The organism is Pseudomonas sp. MIACH, from assembly GCF_001269925.1.
In the GTDB taxonomy this organism is placed as follows: Bacteria; Pseudomonadota; Gammaproteobacteria; order Pseudomonadales; family Pseudomonadaceae; genus Aquipseudomonas.
The window spans coordinates 38282-61295 of record NZ_LHVO01000037.1 but is presented as its reverse complement, the minus strand read 5'-3'; the positions used below and the strand labels follow the sequence as shown (position 1 = coordinate 61295).

Annotated in this window: 16 protein-coding genes; 3 read left to right on the top strand and 13 right to left on the bottom strand. The window is 63.2% G+C overall.

Translation table 11 applies throughout. From position 1 onward, the window contains the following. Positions 1–32: 32 nt before the first annotated feature. A complete protein-coding gene (locus tag AD670_RS15615) occupies positions 33–4814 on the bottom strand; it encodes a dermonecrotic toxin domain-containing protein (protein WP_053133963.1) in 4782 nt (1593 codons plus the stop codon). Between the two features lie 139 nt (positions 4815–4953). Between AD670_RS15615 and AD670_RS15610 the strand changes: the two genes are divergently transcribed. From AD670_RS15610 to AD670_RS15600, 3 genes are all read left to right on the top strand, one after another. Further along, positions 4954–5244 carry a DUF5629 family protein gene (locus AD670_RS15610; protein ID WP_053134006.1) on the top strand — a complete coding sequence of 97 codons (291 nt, stop codon included), beginning with the start codon at positions 4954–4956 and terminating at the stop codon, positions 5242–5244. Next, complete coding sequence (locus AD670_RS15605; protein ID WP_053133960.1) at positions 5231–6406, top strand: lactonase family protein; 1176 nt, start codon at positions 5231–5233, stop codon at positions 6404–6406. The genes AD670_RS15610 and AD670_RS15605 overlap by 14 nt, the downstream gene beginning before the upstream one ends. A 156-nt stretch (positions 6407–6562) precedes the next feature. Beyond that, entirely contained in the window at positions 6563–6742 is a 180-nt protein-coding gene (locus AD670_RS15600) for a hypothetical protein (protein ID WP_053133957.1), read from the top strand. A 19-nt stretch (positions 6743–6761) separates the two neighbouring features. Here AD670_RS15600 and AD670_RS15595 read toward each other — a convergent pair whose 3' ends face one another. The 12 genes from AD670_RS15595 to AD670_RS15540 form a co-directional block, all read right to left on the bottom strand. Continuing rightward, complete coding sequence (locus AD670_RS15595; RefSeq protein ID WP_053133954.1) at positions 6762–7043, bottom strand: hypothetical protein; 282 nt, start codon at positions 7041–7043, stop codon at positions 6762–6764. A 78-nt stretch (positions 7044–7121) separates the two neighbouring features. Then, positions 7122–7715, bottom strand: coding sequence for a glutathione S-transferase (locus tag AD670_RS15590; protein WP_053133951.1), 594 nt, complete (start codon positions 7713–7715; stop codon positions 7122–7124). Then, positions 7712–11350, bottom strand: coding sequence for an AAA family ATPase (locus AD670_RS15585; RefSeq protein WP_053133949.1), 3639 nt, complete (start codon positions 11348–11350; stop codon positions 7712–7714). The genes AD670_RS15590 and AD670_RS15585 overlap by 4 nt, the downstream gene beginning before the upstream one ends. Further along, complete coding sequence (locus tag AD670_RS15580; protein WP_053133945.1) at positions 11347–12588, bottom strand: exonuclease SbcCD subunit D C-terminal domain-containing protein; 1242 nt, start codon at positions 12586–12588, stop codon at positions 11347–11349. The genes AD670_RS15585 and AD670_RS15580 overlap by 4 nt, the downstream gene beginning before the upstream one ends. A 209-nt stretch (positions 12589–12797) precedes the next feature. Next, entirely contained in the window at positions 12798–14438 is a 1641-nt protein-coding gene (locus AD670_RS15575) for a BatD family protein (protein ID WP_053133942.1), read from the bottom strand. Continuing rightward, positions 14435–16174, bottom strand: coding sequence for a tetratricopeptide repeat protein (locus AD670_RS15570; protein ID WP_053133939.1), 1740 nt, complete (start codon positions 16172–16174; stop codon positions 14435–14437). The genes AD670_RS15575 and AD670_RS15570 overlap by 4 nt, the downstream gene beginning before the upstream one ends. Continuing rightward, the gene (locus tag AD670_RS15565; RefSeq protein ID WP_053133936.1) at positions 16171–17259 is read right to left on the bottom strand and encodes a VWA domain-containing protein; all 1089 of its coding nucleotides are present in this window, start codon (positions 17257–17259) and stop codon (positions 16171–16173) included. The genes AD670_RS15570 and AD670_RS15565 overlap by 4 nt, the downstream gene beginning before the upstream one ends. Beyond that, positions 17252–17746: a DUF4381 domain-containing protein gene (locus AD670_RS15560; RefSeq protein ID WP_053133933.1), complete on the bottom strand. Its 495-nt coding sequence runs from the start codon at positions 17744–17746 to the stop codon at positions 17252–17254. The genes AD670_RS15565 and AD670_RS15560 overlap by 8 nt, the downstream gene beginning before the upstream one ends. Then, entirely contained in the window at positions 17743–18675 is a 933-nt protein-coding gene (locus tag AD670_RS15555; RefSeq protein ID WP_053133929.1) for a DUF58 domain-containing protein, read from the bottom strand. Before AD670_RS15555 ends, AD670_RS15560 begins: the two co-directional genes overlap by 4 nt. A 5-nt stretch (positions 18676–18680) precedes the next feature. After that, complete coding sequence (locus AD670_RS15550; RefSeq protein WP_003174327.1) at positions 18681–19640, bottom strand: MoxR family ATPase; 960 nt, start codon at positions 19638–19640, stop codon at positions 18681–18683. A 187-nt stretch (positions 19641–19827) separates the two neighbouring features. Beyond that, on the bottom strand, positions 19828–22398 hold the full coding sequence (locus AD670_RS15545; protein ID WP_053133926.1) for a S8 family serine peptidase: 2571 nt from the start codon (positions 22396–22398) through the stop codon (positions 19828–19830). Positions 22399–22534: 136 nt separating this feature from the next. Next, positions 22535–22888, bottom strand: a complete 354-nt coding sequence (locus AD670_RS15540) for a hypothetical protein (protein WP_053133923.1) — start codon at positions 22886–22888, stop codon at positions 22535–22537. Between the last annotated feature and the right edge of the window lie 126 nt (positions 22889–23014).

Here is a 23014-nt window from a genome sequence, read left to right as displayed (position 1 = left end):
TTTTGGCAATTCAGTGCCATTCATGGCAGGTTCTAGGCGGGCTGCAGGCTCAGGAACAGGCGCTGGTCCAGCGGCGCGGTGATCGGGTTGTACAGGTTGCGCGCGATGGTGCGGCTGTCGGGCCCGGCCTGGGCGAGTAAATCCTTGAGGGTGATAAAGCGGTGTTCGGGGCGTTTGAGGTGAGCCTTGGTGTACTCAGCCGCCGGTGCGCCGACACGCGCGTAGTGAAAATGTGCGTACCACAGCACCGTGAGCGCGTTTTTCTCGCGCACCGCAAACTCGCTCACATAGTCGCCGGCGGCGGTGCGTTGCGGGCCGTGGACCAGGCCGATATCCACGGCGGCGTGGGTGCGCAGGTAGTCGATATTTTCCTGGCGGGGCCGCTGTGCCTTGAGCCCTTCGATACAGTGTTGCCGACCTTGGTTGCGCAGCTCGCCGGCACGTTGGCGCAGGCGCTCCACCGTCTGTGGCTCTTGGTGCTGTCGGTGGATCTCATCGGCAATCGACTCGATGCGCTGGGCCTGATACTGGAGCATGTCGTCCCAGTCGTGGGGGTTGAGGTCGTCGCGGCGCAGTGGGTCCTTGAGTTTGCTTTTCTGGAACTTGATGGAACTCTCGATCGAGCCGACGTCGTCTAGTAACTGCTGGGCCTGGGTGCGTAAGCTGGCCAGGGAACGGGCCGGGGCGGGGGCTACCGGGTGGCTGGGCTTGGCCTCAACGATCTCGACCCACCCTTCTCCTGGGTGTTCGATGAAGCGGCCACTGGGCTGCTGAGTGATCGGGTTGCGAGTGATGATGGTGGTGAAGGGCGTGTCTGCGTCAGGCGCTTGCAGCTCGCCGACCAGTGCACCCTTGTCCCGGGACTTGAACACCCGCTTGCCCGGCGCGGCGATTTTCAGGCGCTTGAGTGCACCGGTTTGCGGCGGCAGGAACTCATCCTCGCGCAGCACCTCGGCCAAGTCAGCCTCGGCCGCGCTGCGTACGGTCTCGAGGCGTTCGATCAGCAGCGGCATGTAACGTGGCATGACCAACGGGGAATTGATGTCCGTCAGCGCGCGGTAGATCTGCAGGCGCCGGCTGTAATGGTCAATCAGATTGAGCAGCACCGCCTTGCGTTCGGCGGCGGTGAAGCCCTCGGTGCTCAGTAGTTCAAGGTGGGTGTCCACCCTTGAGGACTCGATGGTGTGCAGCAGTCGTTGGTTCTGGAAGAAATGCAGCTCTTCTGCGGTGGTCGGTTCGAATGCCAGGTCGATGCTCAACAGTGACAGCAGATCCAGGCTTTCCAGCGTCCCGCTCACGCTGTTGTAGAAGCGCCGGTGGGGCTCTGCGCCGAGGTACTTCAAACGCTCTGCCGGCCCGCTCTTGAGGTCGCCGGCGAGTGTTTCGAGGAGGTTTTCGATGTCGATCACCGCCTCTAAATGCCGCTCACTGGCGGCAAAGTTGGTTTGCACCAGGTCATAGACATACCGTATGGCCTGGGCGTCGCCCGGCCTGCCGGCCAGCTCGCTGAGGGATTCACCCTGGTCAGAGACGAAAGTGCTTCGGTGCAAGGCATCCCGGAAGGCAATGCGTAACTCGTCACTGGCCAGCATGCTTGTGTATTGCTCCAGCGCATTGGCTTCATAGTCGAACTTGCCGTCTGCCACCTTGATTTGCCGGTAGGCCTCCAGCAGGTCGCGGCGCTGTTGCTGTTGGGGGCCGGCGGTGCGTTCGAAGCGCTCCAGCAGCACCTGGAAACTCACCTTGGCCTGGGCCCTGGAGCGCGCGGTGGCGGCGTGCGCCTGCATAAGCACTGGGTTGTCCGGCGACGCCCGCAGCGCTGTGTGGGTGAGCAGCAGTTGCTGGTCGAGGGTTTCAAGCAGGGTCTTGGCGGGGAATATTCCGTCGATAAAGCTCAGTTGCTCGCCGCTGACCGCCGCGATCAGGCCTTCAATGCGGTGGGCGTTCTCCCGTGCCTGGGCGCGTTGTTGTTCAATCTGTGCCAGTTTGGCCTTGAGCCGGTTCTTGGGCCCGCCACCGCGCAGTTTCAAACCCAGCTCCAGTGACCAGTGGCCCTGGCCATCAGTCTTGAGCTCAAAGCCTGGATGCAGAGGTTTTTGCGGATGCACGATAAACAAGGCATCCGTTTCTGCATCGATCTTCACTTGGAACAGCAAGCCGGCCACGGAGGCATGCCAGCGCTGGCCGATCGCATACAAACCACGGTGCGGGCCAACTTGCACCGGCGAAGGCGCGGGCACCGGCCAGGCCACGTGGAGTTCGCGCAGGGCATCCAGCAGGCGTCGGCGTGAGGCATCGCGGGCGTTGGAATGTACGAAGTCCACCTGCGTGTTGTCCCCGGCCACCGGCTCCGACGGCAGGCCCACCGGGCCTTGCTCTATCAACGTCGGCAGCGAGGGTTCAGTGCGTATCCTCACGGCGGGGATGCGCGGGGCGATCTCGGTAGGAGAGGCCACGTGCAACACCAATAAGCCGATATTCAACAGCACATCGACCCAGGCCAGTTCACGGGCGGCCGCGTCATCATTTTGCAGGCCGGTGATGTCGTGCTTGAGGCTGACGGCCAGTTGCAGGATCCAGCCCGCGGCCATCGCCGGGCCGCGCAACAGCGGCATCAACAGCGCGTTGAACAGCAACCAGCCGCCTTCCAGCAGCACCGCCCAGCGGCTTTCGGCATTCGATACCGAGTCGCGGTCGGCCAGGTCCACCAGGGCCCGGGCATTGCTGCCGTACAGGTATTGCGTCAGGTTGCCGGACGCCAGTGATTGTGCGAGGGAGCCCGGCACTTCGCCGCCATTGGGGTCCTGCGCCAACTGCGCGGGCGGCGGTGCGGGCCACTGTACGGTGTCGTCGCCCTGGCCGAAGCGCAGGATATGCGGGCTATGAAAGCCACCATGGCTGTAGATCGGCCGCGCCTTGTCCGTCAGCCAGGCCAGCACACTGTCCTGCAGGGCGCCTGGCTCGGCAATGGCGTCGAACAGCGCCTGGCGGCTGGCGAACTGCCGCAACGCGTCCTGGTACAACGGCCGATAGAGCAGGTGCGGGCCGCTGCCCGAGGCACGGGGCTCAATGATAAACATATGGGCGACGATGTCCGGCAGCGCACCGGGAGCCCGGGCGAAGGCCAGCGGACGGATGACGATGTCCTGGCCATCCACCACCCGCCCGGGTGCGCTGCGCTGCAGCACGGCCTTGACGTAGCGATACCCCTCGAAGGTGAAACCGTGTTCCCGGCGCATCGTGTGTTCCAGGGCCTGGCGTGGCAGTTGCACCTCCAGTTGCTCGCCAAACAGCGTTTCGCGTTCGCGTATCTCGGGGCTGTCGCCCAGCAGCAGTTCGCGGATCGTTTGCGGGTAGTGGCGGCCAATGTCCACCTGGCGAATCAGCCCCGGTGTGCTACTTAACAGGCCTTTCTCCCCTAGCACATAGTCTTCGTTGAGCCAGGCGGGCAGGGCTGCGCCCGAGGTGTCGTGCAGGGTCAGGCGCCCCTGTGGCGCGGCGGCGAGGTTATTGATCGCCAATTCGCTGAGGCTCATGCTCACCGGCGCCAGGTAGCCGCCGTGCAGATCGCCCACTGGCACATGAAAGGTCAGTTGCAGATTGCCGGGTTCCACGCTGGACTCGGGATGATCGCGGCGCATCTGTTCGCGCAAGCTGCGCAGGGTGAAGTCCTGCAGGCTCTCGATGCCGTCTGCAAACGACGCGCCGCCGGTTTGTCGCTGCACCCGCGCCTGGTCCACCAGCGCCTGGCGATAGGCAAAGCGCTGGTCGGCGCTGGCCGTTTGCAGCCAGTCAGGCAGCGCTGTGCGAATGCGTTCCTGGTGCGTCGGGTCGGGGGCCGGCGCGTCGACGAACATCGGTACCGGGTCGGTGGCGTCGGCGAAACGTTGCTCCAGGGCGCGTACACCGTCAGCGGCAGGCAGATGGATGGCGTCGAGGTCGTCCAGTTGCTGGTTAAGCAGCAGAGCGGCCTGGATGTCGAACACGTTGCCGTCAGGCTCGTAGTGCTTGACCAGGATCTTGTCGGCCAGCAACCCGCCAGCCAGGCGTTGGCCCCAGGCCTGATTGAACGCGTCCAGTGAGGCAAAGCCTTCCACATTGCCCGAGGCCTGGCACAGCAGCACCTGGTTGGCTTGCACCAACAGCAGGTCGGTGCTCAGCAGGCGTGTGGTGCGGCCCTGGTGGATCACACAACCTTCCAGGCAGTAGGCGCGCACGGTCTGGCGTTCGCGACGATCCGGTTGCCGGCTCACGGCGTACAGCATGTCCTGGGCGGGTCCAGCCGGCAGCAGGCTGGCGCTGCTGTTGAGGTTGTCGGCCAGCAGGTCGCCGAGCCATTGCCAGCGGCTGGCACCGGTGTCGCCGGCGCCGTTCCAATACGTGTTCAGGGCGTCTTGAAAGCCGACGGGCAGGGTAGCGGGCAGGTCCGTAATCAACTGTTCGATAATCGCCATGTCCGGTTCGCGAGGACCGTCGGTGTCATAGGTCAAGCGCGCCGGTGGGCGCTGGGAGAGGAAGCAGCGGCGCTCGTCGATCGCCTCGGTGAGGTTCAACGGCGTGCCGTTGCCCAGGTAGTCGAGGACCACATCGGTCAGCCGCCGCAGGTCCCAGCCGCGCCGCTGGTTGGGGATCGCCAGCTTGACGGTGGAGATGTCCAGCACCAGCGACGGGAATTGTTCCAGCAGGCGTTCATGCAATTGGCGTTCGAGCACCTGGCGCAACGTAGGGCGCCCGGCAAACTGTTGGGCCACCGCCATGGCCTGGGTGTTGCTGCGATGGGGGAGCAGCAGGGGGGCGGATAAAGTGTCCGGCATCAGCGAATCCATTCTGTGGAGGGTCAGCCCTCAGAATGGCAAGCCGTGGTTGGCCGGGTGCGGTAGCCCGTTAACGCGACACGACGCCGGCCATGGATTGGCCTATCATCAACGTTTTTTCCCGTGATGAATGATCCTGATGACTGCCGCCTCCCTGCTTACTGAACTTCACGCCAGCGACATGCTCGAAATCGACGGCCTGCATGCCTTTGATTTCACCCTCGACGATCAAAAACTGTCGATCATCTCCATGGACGGCCGCGTTGAGAAACGTTGGTCTTTCAGCCTGGCGCAAGTGCAGGCCGCCACCTTTGATGACGCGTTGCAAAGTTGGACCCTCACCGGTGATTCGGGCGAGCACCGCCTGGTGTGCATGGCCGCCTTCACCGGCAACAATAACGACGAGGAAGACGAGCATGATGATGCGTAAATTCTGGCCATTGCTGATGGCCGGCAGTGTCGGCGCGATGTCGGTACAGGCCGCGCCGGCCGACACCTACGAACTGCTGGTGGGCAGCTACACCGCCGGCACCAGCCAAGGGATCTACCGCCTGCAGTTTGACAGCCGTACCGGCCATTTCCAGGGCCAGTCGGTGCTGGCGGCGAAGGCGGCCAACCCGTCGTGGCTGACCGTGTCCAAGGACCAGAAGCACTTGTTCGTGGTCAACGAAAACGGCCCGGGCCAGAAAGACCCGGTTGGCCGCGTGAGCAGCTACAGCATCGATCCGCAGAACCATCAGCTCACCCTGATCAACCAGGTACAGAGCCTGGGCAACGAGCCGACTCACTCCAGTGTGGCGGCTGATGGGCGTTACCTGTTCGTTGCCAACTATTCGGTGCTGCAGGATCCGGGCGGCAGCCTGGCCATCCTGCCGGTGGATGCCGAGGGCAAGCTGTCGGCACCGGTGCAGTTGAGCGGGCACCCGGCGAGCCGTGTAAACCCTGAGCGCCAGGCCTCCAACCATGTGCATTCGGTGGTGTCGTCGCCGGATGGCAAGTACGTGTTTGTGCAGGACCTGGGGGCAGACAAGATCTTTGCCTACCGCTACGACCCCAAGGCCAACCACGAGCTGCCGCTGACGCCCGCCGATCCGGCCTTTGTGCAATTGCCGCCGGGCAGCGGCCCGCGTCATCTGCTGTTCAGCGCCGATGGCAAACATGCCTGGGCAACCACTGAGATGAGCGCCCATGTCGCTGTATTCGATTACACCGATGGCAAGCTCACGCAAACCCAACTCGTGGAGTTCGCCGCCGGGCAACCGGTATCCGACAAGGCCGGCGCCGCGCTGCACGCATCCAGCGATGGCAAGTTCCTGTATGTGAGCAATCGCGGCACCGCCAACCAACTGCTGGTGTTCAGCATCGATCCGGCCACCGCGCACCTCAAGGAGTTGCAGCGGCGGTCGGTGGAAGGCGACCACCCACGGGAGTTCAGCCTGGATCCGAGCGGCAGGTTCCTGCTGATCGCCAACCAGAAAAGCAATGAAATCGTGGTGGTTGAACGCGACCCGAAGACCGGCCTGCTGGGTAAAACCGTGCAGAAACTGGCGATTGATGCCCCCAGCGACCTCAAGTTCCTGGTGCGTCAATAAGCCACAGGCCCCGCCGTGCGGGGCCTGACTCGTTGTATTAATTGTATTAATAGCGGCTACTGTTTCAAAGCATTTCTAAGGTTCAACCCTCGGGCGTAAGTTGGGTTCCAAGGCCTTCCCCGGCCACCCAACCAAACGCACACAAGGGTTACCGACATGAATTTGAATCTCTTCTCCATCATCGCCGCCTCCGCCGTTTCCGCCACCGTGGCTTTGCCTGCTGCCGCCAGCGTGGACGTCACCGGCAAAAAATCCAGCACCAGTGCCTACACCCAGAAATACCTGCAACAAAGCGCCAATTTCTATGCGGCCCTGGATCACAAGACCCAGCGCTGATCTGGCACAACCTCATCAATCAACTGATGGTCAGTACGCGCCGCAGTGATTCGTTCAGGTCGACCGCTCGTGCGCGAGTGAAGTTGGTCGAGATGACGTAATACAGCTGCGGCCGGTAGCCCTTGAACGGTTGCAATTGCGCACGGTAGATCAAGCGCTTGACCGGCGAGCCTTCGGGCCAGGCCTGGCCGACTTCCAGTGTTTCGATATGCAGGATGATATCGTTCAGCGACTTCACATAGCGCAGGATCAACGAAATCTTGTCGGTGGGTTGGCGCCAGGCGTAGTAAGGAGCGAGCAAGCTCGCTCCTACAAAACGGTATTAGGACAAGTCCGCTCGCCACAACAGGTCGGTTTCACATCTTAATATTTGCCGGCCCTAGGGTTTTGCCATTGCCGCACAGAACAGAGGCGATTGCAGAATCCGCGCTAGCCAGCACTGCAAACGGGTGTGCGGCGTACCGGCAAACCACTCCCGATCCACGTGGGCAAACTGCCGCACAAACGGTACCAGTGCCACGTCGGCCAGGCTCAAGTGGTCGGCCAGCAAGTATCCATTCTGTGCCAGCAACCCTTCCAGCTTCTGCAAGAACACTTCGCCGTCTGCCCGATAACGTTCCATCGGTTGCTCCGGGTAGCGTTCGGCGTACTTGTATCGATTCAAATGATGTTTGAACGTTGAGTCGTTTTCGGCGATCAGCTCAAGCACCGCCGGATTCCCCTGCAACAACCAGTCATCCGGGTCGTGCTGCGCCAGGGCCCACTGCATGATCCCCAGGCTCTCATCGATCACCCCGCCATCCACCACCAGCACCGGCACCGTGCCTTTGGGCGACAGCGCCAGCATTTCGGGCGGCTTGGCCTTGAGGCTCACCTCGACGATACGCACCGCCAGCCCCGCATAGCGCAATGCCAAGCGAGCGCGCATGGCGTAGGGGCAGCGTCGAAACGAATACAGCAGCGCCTCGCTCACTTGACCTCCAGGGTGCTCAAGCCATTGCCCTGGCGTTTGACCTGGATCTGCACCGGGATGCGCTCGTGCATTTCCTGTACGTGGGAGATCACCGCCACCTTGCGGCCTTGGGCTTGCAAGCCGTCGAGGGCGTCCATGGCCAATTGCAGGGACTCGGGGTCGAGGCTGCCGAAGCCCTCATCGATAAACAGCGATTCGATTTTCAAGGTGCTGGACGCCATTGATGCCAAGCCCAAGGCCAAGGCCAGCGAGACCAGGAACGTCTCGCCACCCGACAGCGAATGCACCGAGCGCAGTTCGTCGCCCATTTCCGTGTCCATCACCAGCAGGCCCAACATGCTGCCGCCGCGCTTGAGGCGGTAGCGGCGCACCAGTTGGCGCAGTTGCACGTTGGCGTGGTGCACCAGCAGGTCGAGGTTGTAGGCCTGGGCGATCTTGCGGAAGGTGTCGCCGGTGGCGGAGCCGATCAGCGCGTTCAGGCGCGCCCAGCGTTGCCACTCCTCATAGGCCTTGGCGATTTGCTCGGCCAGGGCACTGTTGGCGTCCTGGCGACGCTGGTCTTCGGACTGGCGCGCGCGCAGTTCGGCGCAGTGTTTTTCGCCCTCGGCCAAGTGCTGATTGAGTGCGGTCAGGGCGCCATCGAGTTGTTCGGCGTCCAGGTTGCCGTTGTGCAGGGCCTGGTGTTCGGCGAGGCGTTGTTCGCGCTCTTGCAGCAACACCTTGGCTTGCTCAACGGCTTTTTCGCTGCTGTGCAGATGCTCGCGCAGCGCGGTGATGTGCGCGTCATCGAACGCCAGCAGACGCGCCAGGCCCTCGTCATCCAGCTCGGGGTGCAGGGCGCGCCATTCGGTGGTGCGGGCATCGAGGCTGTGCTGTTCGGCTTCGAAGGCTTGCTCGCGCTCCTGCTGGGCCTTGAGGTCGGCGGCCAGTTGGATCAGTTGGTTGCGGATGTCCTGCAACTGCTGGTTGGCATCGGCCTCGCTCTGGCGTGCCTGCACCACGGCCTGTTCCAGTTGCTGTTGCCAGTGTTCGGCGCTGGGGTGTTCGCCCAGCAAGGCACTGAGTTTTTCCTGGGCGGCCTGCTGCTGCGCTGCCAGTTCGGCAAATTGCTGGTTCAGGGCATCGAGTTGCTGCTGGCGATGCTGTTGATGGGTGTGTTCTTTCTCGATGGCCTGTTGGCGCTGCTGTTGCTCGTCCCGCTCATCGCGTTGGTGGCCCAGTTGTTCAAGGCGTTGGCTGACCTGCTGGTCGAGCAGCATAAAGGTCGCGGCGGGTTCGCTGCGCAAGCCTTCGAGGGTTTCTGCCGGCAGGAGGCTGGCGAAGGCGTGCAGCTCTTCGTCAAGACGCTCGCGGTCGTTGGACAGTTCGCGCTGTTGATCCAGCATCAATTGGCGGGCCTGCTGGCTGCTGTCCTGAGCGGTTTGCAGTTGTTGCTGCAAGCGCCCGGCGTTTTGCTGCAGGTTGAGCAGGGCGCCCTGGCGCTGTTCGTCCTGAGTGATGCTTTGGCTCAGTTGGCTGAGTTGCTGGGCCAACCAATGGCTGCGTTTGGCTTCGTCCTGATTGAACAGCGAGGCCGCCAGTGGGTGCGCGTCCAGGCTGGGCTTGAGTGCTTGTTGTTGCGTGGCCAGGAGCTCCTGTTGGTGCAGGAATTCTTTTTGCTGGGCGATCAGGCCGCCGACTTCGCCACGTAGCTCGGTGAGTTTTTCCTTGAGGCTCTCGACGGCTTGCTGCGCCGTGGCCTCTTCGTTGTCGTCGTGGCGACCGAGACTGTGCAGCAGGGCTTCGGGCTGGTGATACGGGTGCTCGTCGCTGCCACACACCGGGCAGGGCTGGCCGTCCTGCAGCTGCTCGCGCAATTCCTCGACGCTGGCACTGCGCGCCAGGCGCTGGCGCTCCAAGAGTTGCTTGGTCACCGTCAGGGTCTGTTCGGCCACCGCCAGCTCGGCCTTGGTTTGCAGGCCGGTCTGGTTCAGTTGGTCGCGTTGCTGCGCGGCATCGGCGAGCTTTTGCGTGATGGCAACCGCTTGCTGCTCCAGCTGCTGCTGACTGTCCCACAGGCGTGACAGGTCTTCGAAGGCGCGCTGCTGCTTGCGATTGTCCTGCAACAGGCTGGCCAGCAGTTGCACCTGTTCGGCCACGGCATGGGGTTCGGCGCCGGCTTCTTGATACAGCAGGTCGAGGGCTTCGCGTTGCTGGGCAAATTTTTCTGCGGCGCTGGTCGCACGCTGTTCAAGCTGTGGCAGTTCGGCCTGGCCTTTTTTCAGGCGATTACCGATCAGCATCAACTGTTGCAGGCGATCGCGGTAGGCGTTCCAGGCATCGCTCAACGGCGCGAGTGCGCTGCTGCGTTCCAGTTCGGCGGCGAGGCGTTGCAGGCGCTCGTCGACTTGTTTTTGCTTGTCGAGCAAGCCATTCAAGTTGGCCTGACCTTCAGTGCAGGCGGTTTGCGCCAAGTGTTTTTCAGACGCGAATTTGCCCAAGCTCTCGGTCAGGTGGGCGAGGGTATTTTGCGCATCGAAGGCTTGGCGTAGTAGGGGGGCGGCGGCGGTTTGCTGCTGCTGTGCGTCAACCAGCGCGGTCTGGGCGGCGGTCTGCTGTTGTTGCAGTTGCGCCTGGCGGGTATGCAGTTCGACCTGTTGCTCGGTGTGCCGCTGAATCTGCGCGGCCAGGGGCGTCAGCAAGGTGAGCAGTTCAGCCTTGCGTGCAAACTGATGGCGTTGCGGTGCCAGTTGGTCGAGACGGTTCAGGTCCTGGCGCTGCGGGGCCTGGTTGTCCCACTCGGCTTGCGCACGCTGCAATTGTTCGGTGGCACTGCGCTGGCGGTCTTGCCATTCATGCAGTTCCTTGAGCCAGGTGTGCTGCAACTCCAACTGCTTGAGCTGGGCCTGCTGGGTCTTGAGCTGCTGCTGGGCCGCATCGAATTGCTGGTCCAGTTCGGCGCGAGCTTCGGGGGCCAGGGGCACCACGCCGGTGGCCTGGTCCTGCAGGTGTTTGTGCGCGTCCTTGGCCTCCTTGGCTTTGTCGAATGCGCGACGGCCAAGCTGGGTATAGAGCGCGGTGTCGGTGAGCTTTTCGAGCAGTTCGCTGCGCTCGTTATCGTTGGCCTTGAGGAAGGCGCTGAACTCGCTTTGCGCCAGCAACACCGCGCGGGTGAACTGCTCGAAGTTCAGGCCCAGGGCCAGTTCCAGCTGGGTCTTGTATTCAGTTTTCTGGCTGGCCAGCAGTTGGTCGCTGTCCAGGTCGATCAGACTCTGACGGCTGTTCTGCAGCTTGCCGCTGGCCTTGTCGCGGGCGCGGTTGGCTTCCCAGCGTGCGCGATAGCGACGGCCGCTGACGCCGACAAAGTCCACCTCGGCATACCCGCCACCGGTGCCGCGACGGATCAGGGTGCGTGGGTCACCGATGGAAATATCGCTGTCGGCATCCGGCATCTTGGCCTGGCCGGTGTCACCCAGGCGTGGCACCGCGCCAAACAGCGCCAGGCACAGGGCATCGAGCAGGGTGCTTTTGCCGGCCCCGGTCGGCCCGGTGATGGCGAACAACCCGGCACTGGCCAAGGGTTCGGCGGTAAAGTCGATTTCGAACGGGCCCGCCAGGGAGGCGAGGTTTTTCAGGCGGATGGCGAGGATCTTCATGGCTGTTCACCCTCCTGTTGCACTTCCTGGAGCAGCACGGCGAAATCCTTCAAGGTCTGTTCATCCACTTCACTGCCGTAGCTGTCCTGCCAGGCACGGCTGAACAACTCCTGGGGCGTGAGCTGGTCGAGTTCGATCAGGTGCTCATCATCGGTGTTTTCGCTGCCGCGTTTACCGGCGTATTCGGCAGCAATACGCACCAGGCGCACGGCCTTGCCTTGCAGGGCGGTTTCGATCTGCTGGCGCAGATCCGGTTGCGGCTCGTCGAGGCGCACGCGCACTTCCAGCCAGGGGTGGCGCTGGGTTTCGGCGAGCAGGTCGATGTCGGGCAAGTCGGCCAGCTGTTTGAGGATGTCTGCCAGGGGCGCTGCTTCCAGACGTTGCAGGTTGACCGAACGGGGAATCAGCAGCGGCTCGACGCTGACCAGTCGTTCGCCCTGGAACGTCACGTCGAGAATCTGGTGCTTGTAGCCAATTTCGGAAAACGACAACGGAATCGGCGAGCCGCTGTAGCGAATGCGCTCTTCGCCATTGACCTTTTGCGGCTTGTGCAAATGGCCGAGGGCAACATAGCCGACACTTTTATCGAACAGTTTGGCCGGCAGCGCCTCGGCATTGCCGATGATCAGGCTGCGCTCGGAATCTTCCGATACCGAACCGCCGGCCATATGCGCATGGCTGATGGCGATCAGTGCCTGGCCTTTTTTGCGTTTGGCGTTAGCCGCCGCGATCAGCCACTCATGGACCTGGCCGATACCGTGCAGGTAGTCGTCACCCAGGTGCGCCCCGGTGACTTCCGCCGGGCGCAAGAATGGCAGCGCCAGGCACCAGCCGGCGACCTTGCCCTTGGCATCCGGCAGAGGGATCAGCAGGCGCTCGGCGTCCAACTGGCCGTCGTCCAGCCACAGCACGCGGCCCAGCGCATGGGTGCGCAAACGGCGCATCAACGGCGCGGGCAGTTCGATCCGCGAGCCGGAGTCGTGGTTGCCGGCGATCATCACGATGGTCAGTTTCGGATTTTGTTCGTGGGCGCTGATGATGAAGTCATACAGCCGCTCCTGGGCCTTGAGCGGCGGGTTCACGGTGTCGAAGATATCGCCAGCGATCAACAGCGCATCGGGTTGCTGGGCAGCGATCTGGCGCAGCAGCCATTCGAGGAAGCAGGCGTGTTCGAAGTCGCGTTCCTGGCCATGCAGGTTTTGGCCAAGGTGCCAGTCGGAGGTGTGGAACAGACGCAAGGCGAACTCCGTGGAGAAGATGAAAAGGAGGGGAGTTTACCTGTATTGCGAACCCGCTGCTCCAGACGACGCCGATCCAATGTGGGAGGAGGCTTGCCTCCGATGGCCGTAGGTATCTACACAACTTTTCAGACCCTGAAAAATCTCCCACAACAGCCGTAGTTCAGCGTTGATTTGATTTTGTGGAGTGTCAGGAATATAGCGGGGGGTTATTTGGGGTAGAGCGGCGGCAAGCTGGTGCTGTCCGTCGCCGGGTCCTGCTCGCGCTCGGCCATCGGGATGGCTTTGACCGCACGCCACAGCTCTTCGCCCAGCCAGTATTGACCGCTCTCGCTGTAGAGCGCGCCGTTGAGCCCATCCAAGGCATCCGACAACGGCACGAACCGCGCCGCCATGTCCGCCAGGGTTTCCGGCTGTTGCCGCGCCCAGGCATCCAGTGCCTGGCGGGTGGCCTGGGGGTCGTTGGCCTGGGTGGCGCGCTTGAGGTCGTCGAGCAAGGTCCGTGGGCTCGGGCCGGTGTGTGCGGCACGCAATACCGCCGGTTGCCAGCGTGCACGCCACCACAGGCCGAAGCCCAGCAGGGTGGTGCAGGCGAGGATGAGTGTGCTGAGTTGCCACAGCCACAGACGGCTGTCGTCCGGCGCGGTGATGATGGTCGGCGTGGCAGGTGTGTCCACCGCCAGGCTGGGGTTATTGGCGACTTGCAGGGTACGGGCCGGCAGGCTGGTGCGTTCCAGATGGTCTTCGTGGGTGTTCCACCACACCACTTCAACAGCGGGCAGTTCCAGGGCGCCGACACGGTTGGGCACCAGGGCTTCGCGGTCTTCGCGGCTGCCGATCAGGCCACGGTCACTGGTCTGGTTGCCGAGCACCGGCTGGTCCGGGTAGCGGCGCAGGCCGTTGATGTCGGTGCTGGGCAGGGCTGGCAGTTGGGCGCTGGACAGACCCTCGGCCTTGACGGTCAGGCTGCGGGTCAGGGAGTCGCCGACTTGTACCTGTTCAGGCTCCGGGTTCCAGCTCTCGGTGAGGGTGAGGCTACGGGCCGGCAACCACGGCGTATCGACGGGGTACAGCGCTGGCTTGGGCTTGACCACCAGTGGCAGCGCCGGCGAACTCACGTGGATCAGTTTGCCCGGCTTGGTGCCTTGCAGCGTGTTTTCCTGGGGCGGCCGCGATTCCACCAGCGTGGCGCTGAACGTCTGCGTCGGAATCTCCAGGGTACCGCTGTGCTGCGGGTAGATCGCGTAGCGGGTTTCGATCACGCCATGGCGGATGCTGTTGATGACCTTTTCGTAGGTGCGCGACTCGCCCAACTGTTCGACACGGGCATCGGGGATCTGCAACGGCGTGAGACTGCTGTCGTCATACAGCGACACCGAGTGGTACACGCGCACGGTCAACAATGCCTGGGCCTGCACATAGACGCTGGTCTGGTCGAGGTTGGCTTCGACAAACACCGGGGCCAACTCGGCGTTGGTGTCCTGGCTGCTGGTTTCCAGCACTTGCAGGCTGATCGGCTGGGTCGTGTACTCACCCACTTGCAGCGGCGGAATCACCACCGTGCCGTTTTCCTTGGGCAGCAGGGTGATGATCCAGCGCGTGGTCGCATGGTTATCGCCACCCAGTGTCGTGAGTTGGTTGAGTTGGCGCGTGCCGCTGACTTCGAATTGCGCATCCAGGGGCGACAGGTCGGGCTTGCCGAACTGGGTGACATCGCTGGATTCCACCGTCAGTTCCACCGTTTCCCCGGAATTGAGGCGGTTGCGGTCGACGCTGGCGACCAGGCTGGCCGCCTGGGCGTGGCCTGCCGACAACGCGAGCAGAAGCAGAAGGGTGGTGCGGCGGCTCATCGAGTCTTGTCCTGATGCTGTTGCTGTTCGTACCAGAATTTGCGTCGCAGCAGTTCACCGGGGTTGTCCGGGATCTCCCGCAGCCATTGTTCCAGGGCCTGGCGGTGTTCACCGTCGAGGTTGGCGTCGGCAGGAAGCAGTGGCGGGGTGGTGGTTTGCTCATCGCCCAACTCGCTGCCCGGCACGTCGTTGCCGCCAGCGTGCGGCGGGGTGCCGGCCTGGGTATCGCCGGTGCCGGCCTCGCCCTGGCCCTGGGACGATTGTTCGCCACCCGTGGCATTTTGCCCGCTGGCGCCCGGTTGCGCAGTTTGGCCGGGTTGGGTGGTTTCGTCATCCTCGTTTTTTTCCGGCTTTTCCGGCTCGGGTTCTGCCTGTTCCTGGATCAGGGTTTCTACCAAGGCCTTGTTTTTCAGCGCCGGTTGCAGGTCGGGCTGGGCTTCCAGCGCTTGTTCGTAGGCGTCGATGGCCGCTTCCAGCTCACCGGACTTGGCCAGGGCGTTGCCGCGATTGTAGTGGGAATAGGCGTCATTACCCTCGGCAAACCGCTTGATGGCCTCTGCGTAGTTGCCGGCCTCGTACAGGGCGACGCCTTGCCACTGCGGGTCCTGGAAATGCTCGGCGGCCTCGGCGGGGCGTTTCTGCTTGAGCAGGTATTGGCCTTGCTGGTCGGGTCGCAGCCACAAATCCTGGAATTCAAAGGCGTAGCTGGGTTGCGGCGCGCCCAACAGCAGCAGCGGTAAACAGAACAACCAGCCGCGCCGCCCGGCGCAGGCGGCCAGCAGCAACAGCGGCAGCAGTAACCAGTAACCCTGGTCGGCCCAGGTGTCGAGGTGCAGCAACTGGCCGTCGTTGCGCAGGGCTTGGGGCGGGTCCAGCACGCCGAGCTGGCGCAGGTCTTTATCGTCCAGGCGTGCGGCACGGTAACGGCCGCCCATTTCGCTGGCGAAGGCCTTGAGTGTCGGGCTGTCGAGGCGTGGCACGAGGATCGCGCCTTGTTCGTCCTTGAGGAATTCGCCGCTTTCCTGGGTCACCGGCGTGCCTTCACGGCTGCCGATCCCCAGGATTGACAGGCTTGGGGTCTGGTTGCTTTGCAGCAGCAGGCGAATGCCCTGGCGTTCCTGTTTGGACAACGATGAGCCGACCAGCAGCAGGCGTCCTTGACCCAGGCCACCGTGCTTGAGCAGGTCGAGGGCCTTCTCCACGGCCAGGTCGGCGCGGTGGCCGGGCTCGGGCATGATCGAGGGGCGCAGGGCTTCGAGCAGGTTGCGGCTGGTGGCCAGGTCATCCGACAGCGGCACCAGGGTGTGGGCGCTGCCGGCATACACGACGATGGCGGTTTGCGCATCGGTGCGCGCCTGCAACAAGTCATAGAGCTTGCGCCGTGCCTGTTCCAGGCGGTTGGGCGGGCTGTCGGTGGCGAGCATTTCCGGGGTCAGTTCCAGCAGCACCACCAACGGGTCGGAGGGCTTCTGGCTGGTTTGTTCAACCCGCTGCCAACTGGGACCCAGCAACGCCAGCACGGCCAACAGCCAGGCGAGGCCCAGCAACACCCACGGCGATTTGCTTTCGCGCCCATTGCCACCACTGAGCAGCACGGCGTGGAAGGCCGGCGGCAGGATCATCTGCCAGCGCCCGGCGCGTTTTTGTCGATGCCACAGCTGCCACAGCAACCAGCCAAGCAGGGGCAGCAGCAACAGCCACCAGGGACGGAACCAATGCGGCCAGAGGTCGATCATCGACGCCTCCGCAAACGCAGGCGTTTAAGGCGCTGGCGCCATTCCGGATGCTGTTGCAGGAAGATCCCCTTGCTCGACAGTTTGTTGAACCCGCGTTGCAATGCGTTGTTCGGCCAGCGCTCCTGGATCACCAGCAACATGCTCAGGATCAGCGCCAGGGCCAGCGGCCCGCTGTACAGCGCCTGCGCCGGGCGCGCCTGGGTCGGTTGCTGTTCGACGGGCTCAAGTTTGTCCAGTGTTTGTTTGATCGCTTCCAGCTCTTCGCCATCACGGGCACGGAAGTATTGGCCTCCGGTGGCTTCAGCGATGGCCTTGAGCGCCGGCTCGTCGAGGTCCAGGCTCGGGTTGACGCCAAGGATGCCCAGGGAGCCGGTTTGCTCAGGGTCGGCGCCGATGCCGATGGGGTAGATCTTCACCCCTTCTTCAGCTGCCAGGCGCGCGGCGGTCAGCGGGTTGATCTGCCCGGCGTTGTTGGCGCCATCGGTGACCAGGATCAGCACGCGGCTTTGCGCAGGGCGCTGGCGCAGGCGTTTCAGCGCCAGGCCAATGGCATCGCCAATGGCGGTGTTCTTGCCGGCGATGCCGATGCGCGCTTCATCCAGCCAGGTGCGCACGGTGCGGCGGTCAAAGGTCAGCGGCGCTTGCAGGTAGGCCTGGCTGCCGAACAGGATCAGGCCCACGCGATCGCCTTCGCGGCCTTCGAGAAAGTCGCCGAGCAGGTGCTTGACCAGGTTCAGGCGGCTTACGTCTTCGTCCTGCCAATGCATGTCGGGAAAATCCATCGAGCCGGACACGTCCACCGCCACCAGCAAATCACGGCCACTGGCGGCAATCGGCAGTGGTTCGCCGAGCCATTCCGGGCGCGCGGCGGCGGTCAACAGCAGCAGCCACAGCAGCACGAAGGGTGCCTGTTGGCGCCAGCCCGGCAGGTTCACCCGGGCACGGCGGCGGGCCAGGCCTTCGAGGTCGCTGAGGTAGCTGACTTTAAGGGCGGGCTCGCCGCTGTCGGCCGCCGGCAGGACCAAGCGCATCAGCCAGGGCAAGGGCAACAGGACGAAGATCCACGGCCAGGCGAACTCAAACATGTTTGCGAATCCAAGTGTCGACCGCTTGGGTCAGGCCGGCAATGGCCTTGTCGTCGAGTTTGCATTCGGGTTTGTAGGCGCCTTCCACCAGGACCATCCAGCGTGTGAGGCCGGCAGCCGGGCAGCGGTTGTCGAGGAATGCCAGCCATTTGCGACCGTTGAGGGTGTGGCTCTGGCTGTAGGGGTAGTCATTGCGGCATAGGCGCTTGAGCAGGCCGTTGAGCTGTTGCAGCCAGGCACCGGCGGGCGCGCCGTCGTAGGGCTTGGGCATCAGCGCCAATTCGGCCAGCGCAGCGATGCGCAGCGGGTCCAGCGGTTGTTCGGCGCGGGCCAGGGGGCGTCGGGTCGGCAGGAAGCGCCGAAGTGACCATAACCCCCAACCGATCAGCGGAATCACCAGCAACAACAGCCACCAACCCGGCGCGGGTGGCCAGAAGCCGATGGTCGGCGGGGCGATCAGCGGTTGCAGTTGGTCGAGGCTGCTCATTGTTTTTTGGCCGGGCGTTGCGGGTTTAGGTATTCGCGCAGTTGCTCGACCATTTCACTCTGGGTGCTCAAGGGCATCAGCAGTATCCGCAGCTTCTGTGCGAGCAGCTCCCAGCGGGCGATGCGCGCTTCGGCCTGGGCCTTGTAGGCTTGGCGCAAGTCGAAGTTCAGGGTGTCCAGTTCCAACTGTGCGCCTCGTTGCGCGAAACGCAACAGCCCGGCCGCCGGCAGGGCGTGGTCCAACGGGTCGGAGATTGGCAACAGCAGCAAGTCGCAATGGCGTGACAGCAGGCTCAATTGTTGCTCGGCGCCTTCGGTGAGGGCGCGTTCGTCGCAGATCACAATCACCAGGCTGCCGGGGCGCAGCACTTCGCGGCCACGGCGCAGGGCCATGCCCAGGGCGTCGGCCTCCGGGCGGCGTTCGGTGTCCAGGCTCTGGTTGACGCGCACCAGGCGGTTGAGCAATTGCAGCAGGCTTTGCTTGCTGCGGCGCGGCTTGATTTCGTAGTGCTCGTTGTCGCCGAACACCAGCCCGCCGACGCGGTCGTTATGCCCCAGCGCCGCCCAACCGATCAAGCTGGCGGCCTGAGCGGCGAGTACGGACTTGAACATCTGCCCCGAGCCGAAAAACAGCCGGCAGCTTTGCTCGACCATGATGAAAATCGGCCGTTCGCGCTCTTCGTGGAACAGCTTGGTGTGCGGCTCCTGGGTACGTGCCGTGACGCGCCAGTCGATGGTGCGCACATCGTCGCCGGCCTGGTACACCCGCACCTGATCGAAGTCGACACCGCGCCCGCGCAGCTTGGAATGGTGCAGGCCGATCAGCGGGCTGCGCTGGCTCGGCGTGGAGAACAGCTGCACTTCGCGCACGCGGTGGCGCATCTCGATCAGCTCGCTGAGCGTGACGTGCACCCCTACGCTGGCGTTCATCGACTTCAAGCGACGGCAACGACGTCGAGAATGCGTTGCACCACACGGTCCTGGTCAATCCCGGCCGCTTCGGCTTCGAACGACAGGATGATGCGATGGCGCAGCACGTCAAACAGCACGGCCTGGATGTCTTCCGGGCTGACAAAGTCGCGGCCGGCCAGCCAGGCATGCGCTCGTGCGCAGCGGTCCAGGGCGATGGAGCCGCGCGGGCTGGCGCCGTAGGCGATCCACTCGGCCATTTCCGGGTCGAACTTGGCCGGGGTGCGCGTGGCCATGACCAGTTGCACCAGGTATTCCTCCACGGCATCGGCCATGTAGAGGCCGAGGATTTCCTTGCGCGCGGCAAAAATCGCCTGCTGGCTGACGCGGCGCTCGGGCTTGGTTTCGCCGTTGAGCGCTTCGCCACGCGCCTGTTGCAGGATGCGCCGTTCGACGGCGGCGTCGGGGAAGCCGATCTTGACGTGCATCAGGAAACGGTCGAGCTGGGCCTCGGGCAGCGGATAGGTGCCTTCCTGCTCGATGGGGTTTTGCGTGGCCATCACCAGAAACAGCGGGGACAGGTCGTAGGTACTGCGCCCGACGCTGACCTGGCGCTCGGCCATGGCCTCCAGCAGGGCCGACTGCACCTTGGCCGGGGCGCGGTTGATCTCGTCCGCCAGCACCAGGTTGTGGAAGATCGGCCCTTGCTGGAACACGAAGCTGCCGGTTTCCGGGCGATAGATTTCGGTGCCGGTGATGTCGGCGGGCAACAGGTCGGGAGTGAACTGGATACGATGGAACTGCGCTTCGATGCCTTCGGCCAGCTCTTTGATGGCCTTGGTCTTGGCGAGGCCTGGTGCGCCTTCGACCAGCATATGGCCGTCGGCGAGCAGGGCGATCAGCAGGCGATCGATGAGTTTTTCCTGGCCGAGAATCTGCGTAGAAAGAAAGGTTCGCAGCGCGAGCAGCGCTTCACGATGTTCCATCGATGACGGTTCCTGGAGAGATGAGCCTGTGCGTCATGTAACAAACGACAGCCTGGGGCGCCTACTTTAATGCATGGCAGGGGCTAGCGACTAACGGCGCGCGGGGTATTTTTAGCAAAACTTGTAGGAAAATTGTGTGAGAGGCGCAAATGGCGGTGAGCTGGCGTGTGCGCTCACCACCTTTGCTTCAAGGGCAGGGCACGCCGAGCTGCCATTCCTTGCCGTAGGCGGCAGAGTTGGCATCCGGTGGCTTGTTGATGCTGTAGAAGTTCTGCTTGTAGATCATGCCGTTGTACGCCACCGACTCTGCGGAGGTCGAATACACCTTGGTAGCCGACCAGGCGGCAATAGCGCCGCAATTGCCGGACGGTGGTGGCGCCTTGACGGTGATTGGTTTGTCCAGCCGCAGCACGCCGCCGCGCCCGTCACTGACCGCGACGCTGACGGTGGCGTGGGTATCGCCGGTGACGGCAGGGGCGGTGAGGGTCACGCTGCGAGTATTGCCGACGGTGCCGGTGAAGCCGCCCGGACGCGTCCAGGCGTAGGTCATTGGGTCGCCGTCCGGGTCGCTGGTGTTGGCGGTGAAGGCCACGGCTTTGCCTGAATCCACCGTATCGCTGCCCTGCAGGCTGCCCACGGGTGGGCGGTTGGCCGGTGTGCCGGCGAGCACCGTCAGGGTGTGGCTGGCAGTCGCCGTGCGGCTGTGTTCATCCGTGACGGTCAATAGGATGCTGCGCGCGCCGGCAGTATTGGGTGCAACGAAGCTGCTGGACGCCTGTGTCGATGTGGCCGGGTTGAATCCATTGGCTGCCCAGGCAAAACGCAAGCCTTGACCTGTGGATGACACTCCCGACAGCAGCACGGCTTTGCCGGCTTCAACCGTGGATGGCCCGGTTATCCTGGCGACTGGCAGTCCACTACCGCAGGTGCCCAGGCGTAGCCAGGGTTTGGCGGCGCCGGATTCGACAAAATGCAAATCGGGGCGATTGTTTTGCGTCCAGTGCGTCACTTGGTAGTTGTAACCGCCGTAGGAGACTTTTTCGCCGGCTGAGGCATACACCTTGCTCGCGATCCAGGCAGCGGCGCAGTCCCCGACCGGAGGCGCGTCAGGCGCTTTGATGGTGATGTTCTCGCTCAGATCGAGGGTGTGCGTGCCGTCGGACACCGTCACCGATATCGAGGTGAGCGTGTCGACGGGGACGATCGGAGCGGTCAAAGCCAAGGTTGACCCATCCCCGTAGGGCGGGGTGAATCCACTGGCATTCCAGCGGTACGCCAGCGGTTTTTGAGTCGGCGATTCAGCGTAGACATGGCTGTTGAACGTCTGCCCCGATTTGGCTTCTTCGGGGATAGCCAGCCGGCCTGTGGGCGGTTGGCCGGCACCCTCTTCGAGCAGTTTCCTGATCGCCGCGTCCAGGTCAGGCTGTACGCCGATTTCGGTCCGATTGCCGTTAACCTGCGGGTAGCCCGTGGCCACGAGGATGCTACGCAGCGTTTTTGGTGGAATATTGCCCAGGCCATGGGACCGCGCGACCCCCTGTAGAGACGCGACGACCGCCGCAATGATCGGGTTCGCGGAAGAGGTGCCGCTGTAGGTGTGGGTATAGCCGGTGGTGGGGTTGGCGGCGCTCCATGTCGTCGTGGTGACGGCGCCGCCCCAACTGAACAGATCGACGCGGCTGCCGTATTGGGAAAAGCTGGCTCTCAAGCCGGTGGTGGGGGAGACGGCGCCCGCATAAATGCTGCCGGAATCGAAGGTATTGCGATCAAAATAATCCTTGAAGTAAGGGTGATCCAAATTGATATTGCCGTTTGCCGCAGCCAGGACGACATGCACACCTTTTTCGACCGTCATGTAGGTGATGATGTCCCGCACCGTCCGGTTGTATTCAAGGGGCATGAAGCAGTCCTTGCTGCAGCCTATCCCAGGAAGGGCCGAGTAACTCAGGTGCACGCCCAGTTGCACGACGTCACCCGGGCTCAGCTGTTCGGCAGTTTGCATCAATCGGCTGGTGCCAAATTGCGAATAGCCCAACTGGACCAAGGGCACGATGCCGGTGGTGCCGAAGCCGTTGTCCCTGGAGCCGATGGTGCCGACGCTGGCCGTGTCGTGGTAGCCGGTGATGGCCCCTTCATCGACTGCCAGGAAAGGTTTGGGCAAGTCCACGTGATCGTAGGACCAATGATCGATTTCCGCAGAGACCACCCGCATGTTCTCGCCTTTGCCACCGGGAACCTTCCAGGCCTGCACGGCATTCACGCCGCCGATCTTGTAGGGCGACACGGCTTGCCGGCCCAGCAGATAGTGCTGGCGTGGGGTGTAGTCCGGAATGCTGTTGCGTGCAGTTTCAGCGATGGGCTCGGCCTTGTCCTCGTACATGCCTTCTACCCGGGGTTCAAAGTCGACGGCTTCGATGGCAGGGTCCTGTTTGAGTTGCAGGGCCAGTGTTTCCGCCTGTTGCTGGGTCAGGTGGCGGGTATCGATGAGGTAGTAGCGGTCCAGTCGGTGCCGGCGCAGGGCGTCTACATCCTCCAGCGTCCGCGCTTTGGCGGGCGTCACCAGGGGGGTGATGTTGGGCACGTGGGACTGGAAGGTGCTGGACGGATCGCTACGGTCTTGAAGGGTTCGCGAGCTGGATCCGTCGTCTTTGATCAGCAGGACCAAGTGTGAATAGTCAGGGGAGGGCGCCTGCGCCGCCAGTGCTGATGAGGCAGCGGCCAACAGGCCGATAGCCAGGAGTTTGCTGGTGGATTTCATGGTGGCACCCGTGCAGTCATCGTTGCTTCGATGAGCTAAGGCGCAAAACACCCAGGCGGGTACTGTTAGAAATAACAGTGGCGACCAACGGTCAAGGGCGTTGGCCGTGACTGCATCGACGGGTGCCGGACGCGATTCAGGCGCGAATGTAGGTGCCGGTGCCTTTGAGAATGTTCTGCAGGGTTTCTTCCACTTCTGACATATCTGCCGGCGCCGTGCTGTGGCTGATCTGCAGGCAATCCTTGCCACCCAGGGCATCGGTATCGCCGGCGGCCAGTTCGACCAGCAGGGTGGTGTCACCCAGGGTGACTTTCAGTCCATTCAGGGTCGAGGGCTCGTAGTCCCAGGTCAGTTCTACTTCATCTTCGTCGGGGTAGCGGCTGAGCATGAACATCTCGCCGTTCTTGCCGTGGCAGCAGAGCATGGCCATGTTGTCTTCTTCTTCGTCGCACGGGGTGGCCATCAGGGCGTCGGTATTCAGTTGCAGCATGGGGAATCCTGTCTGGAGTAGGGCGTTGCGTGGGTGATTGTGCCATTGCGGCGAATTTTGTGCTGCATCCTGTGTCAGACGCTCATGCGTGACCTTGTGAGCTGAATCAGTCATTTCCGACACATC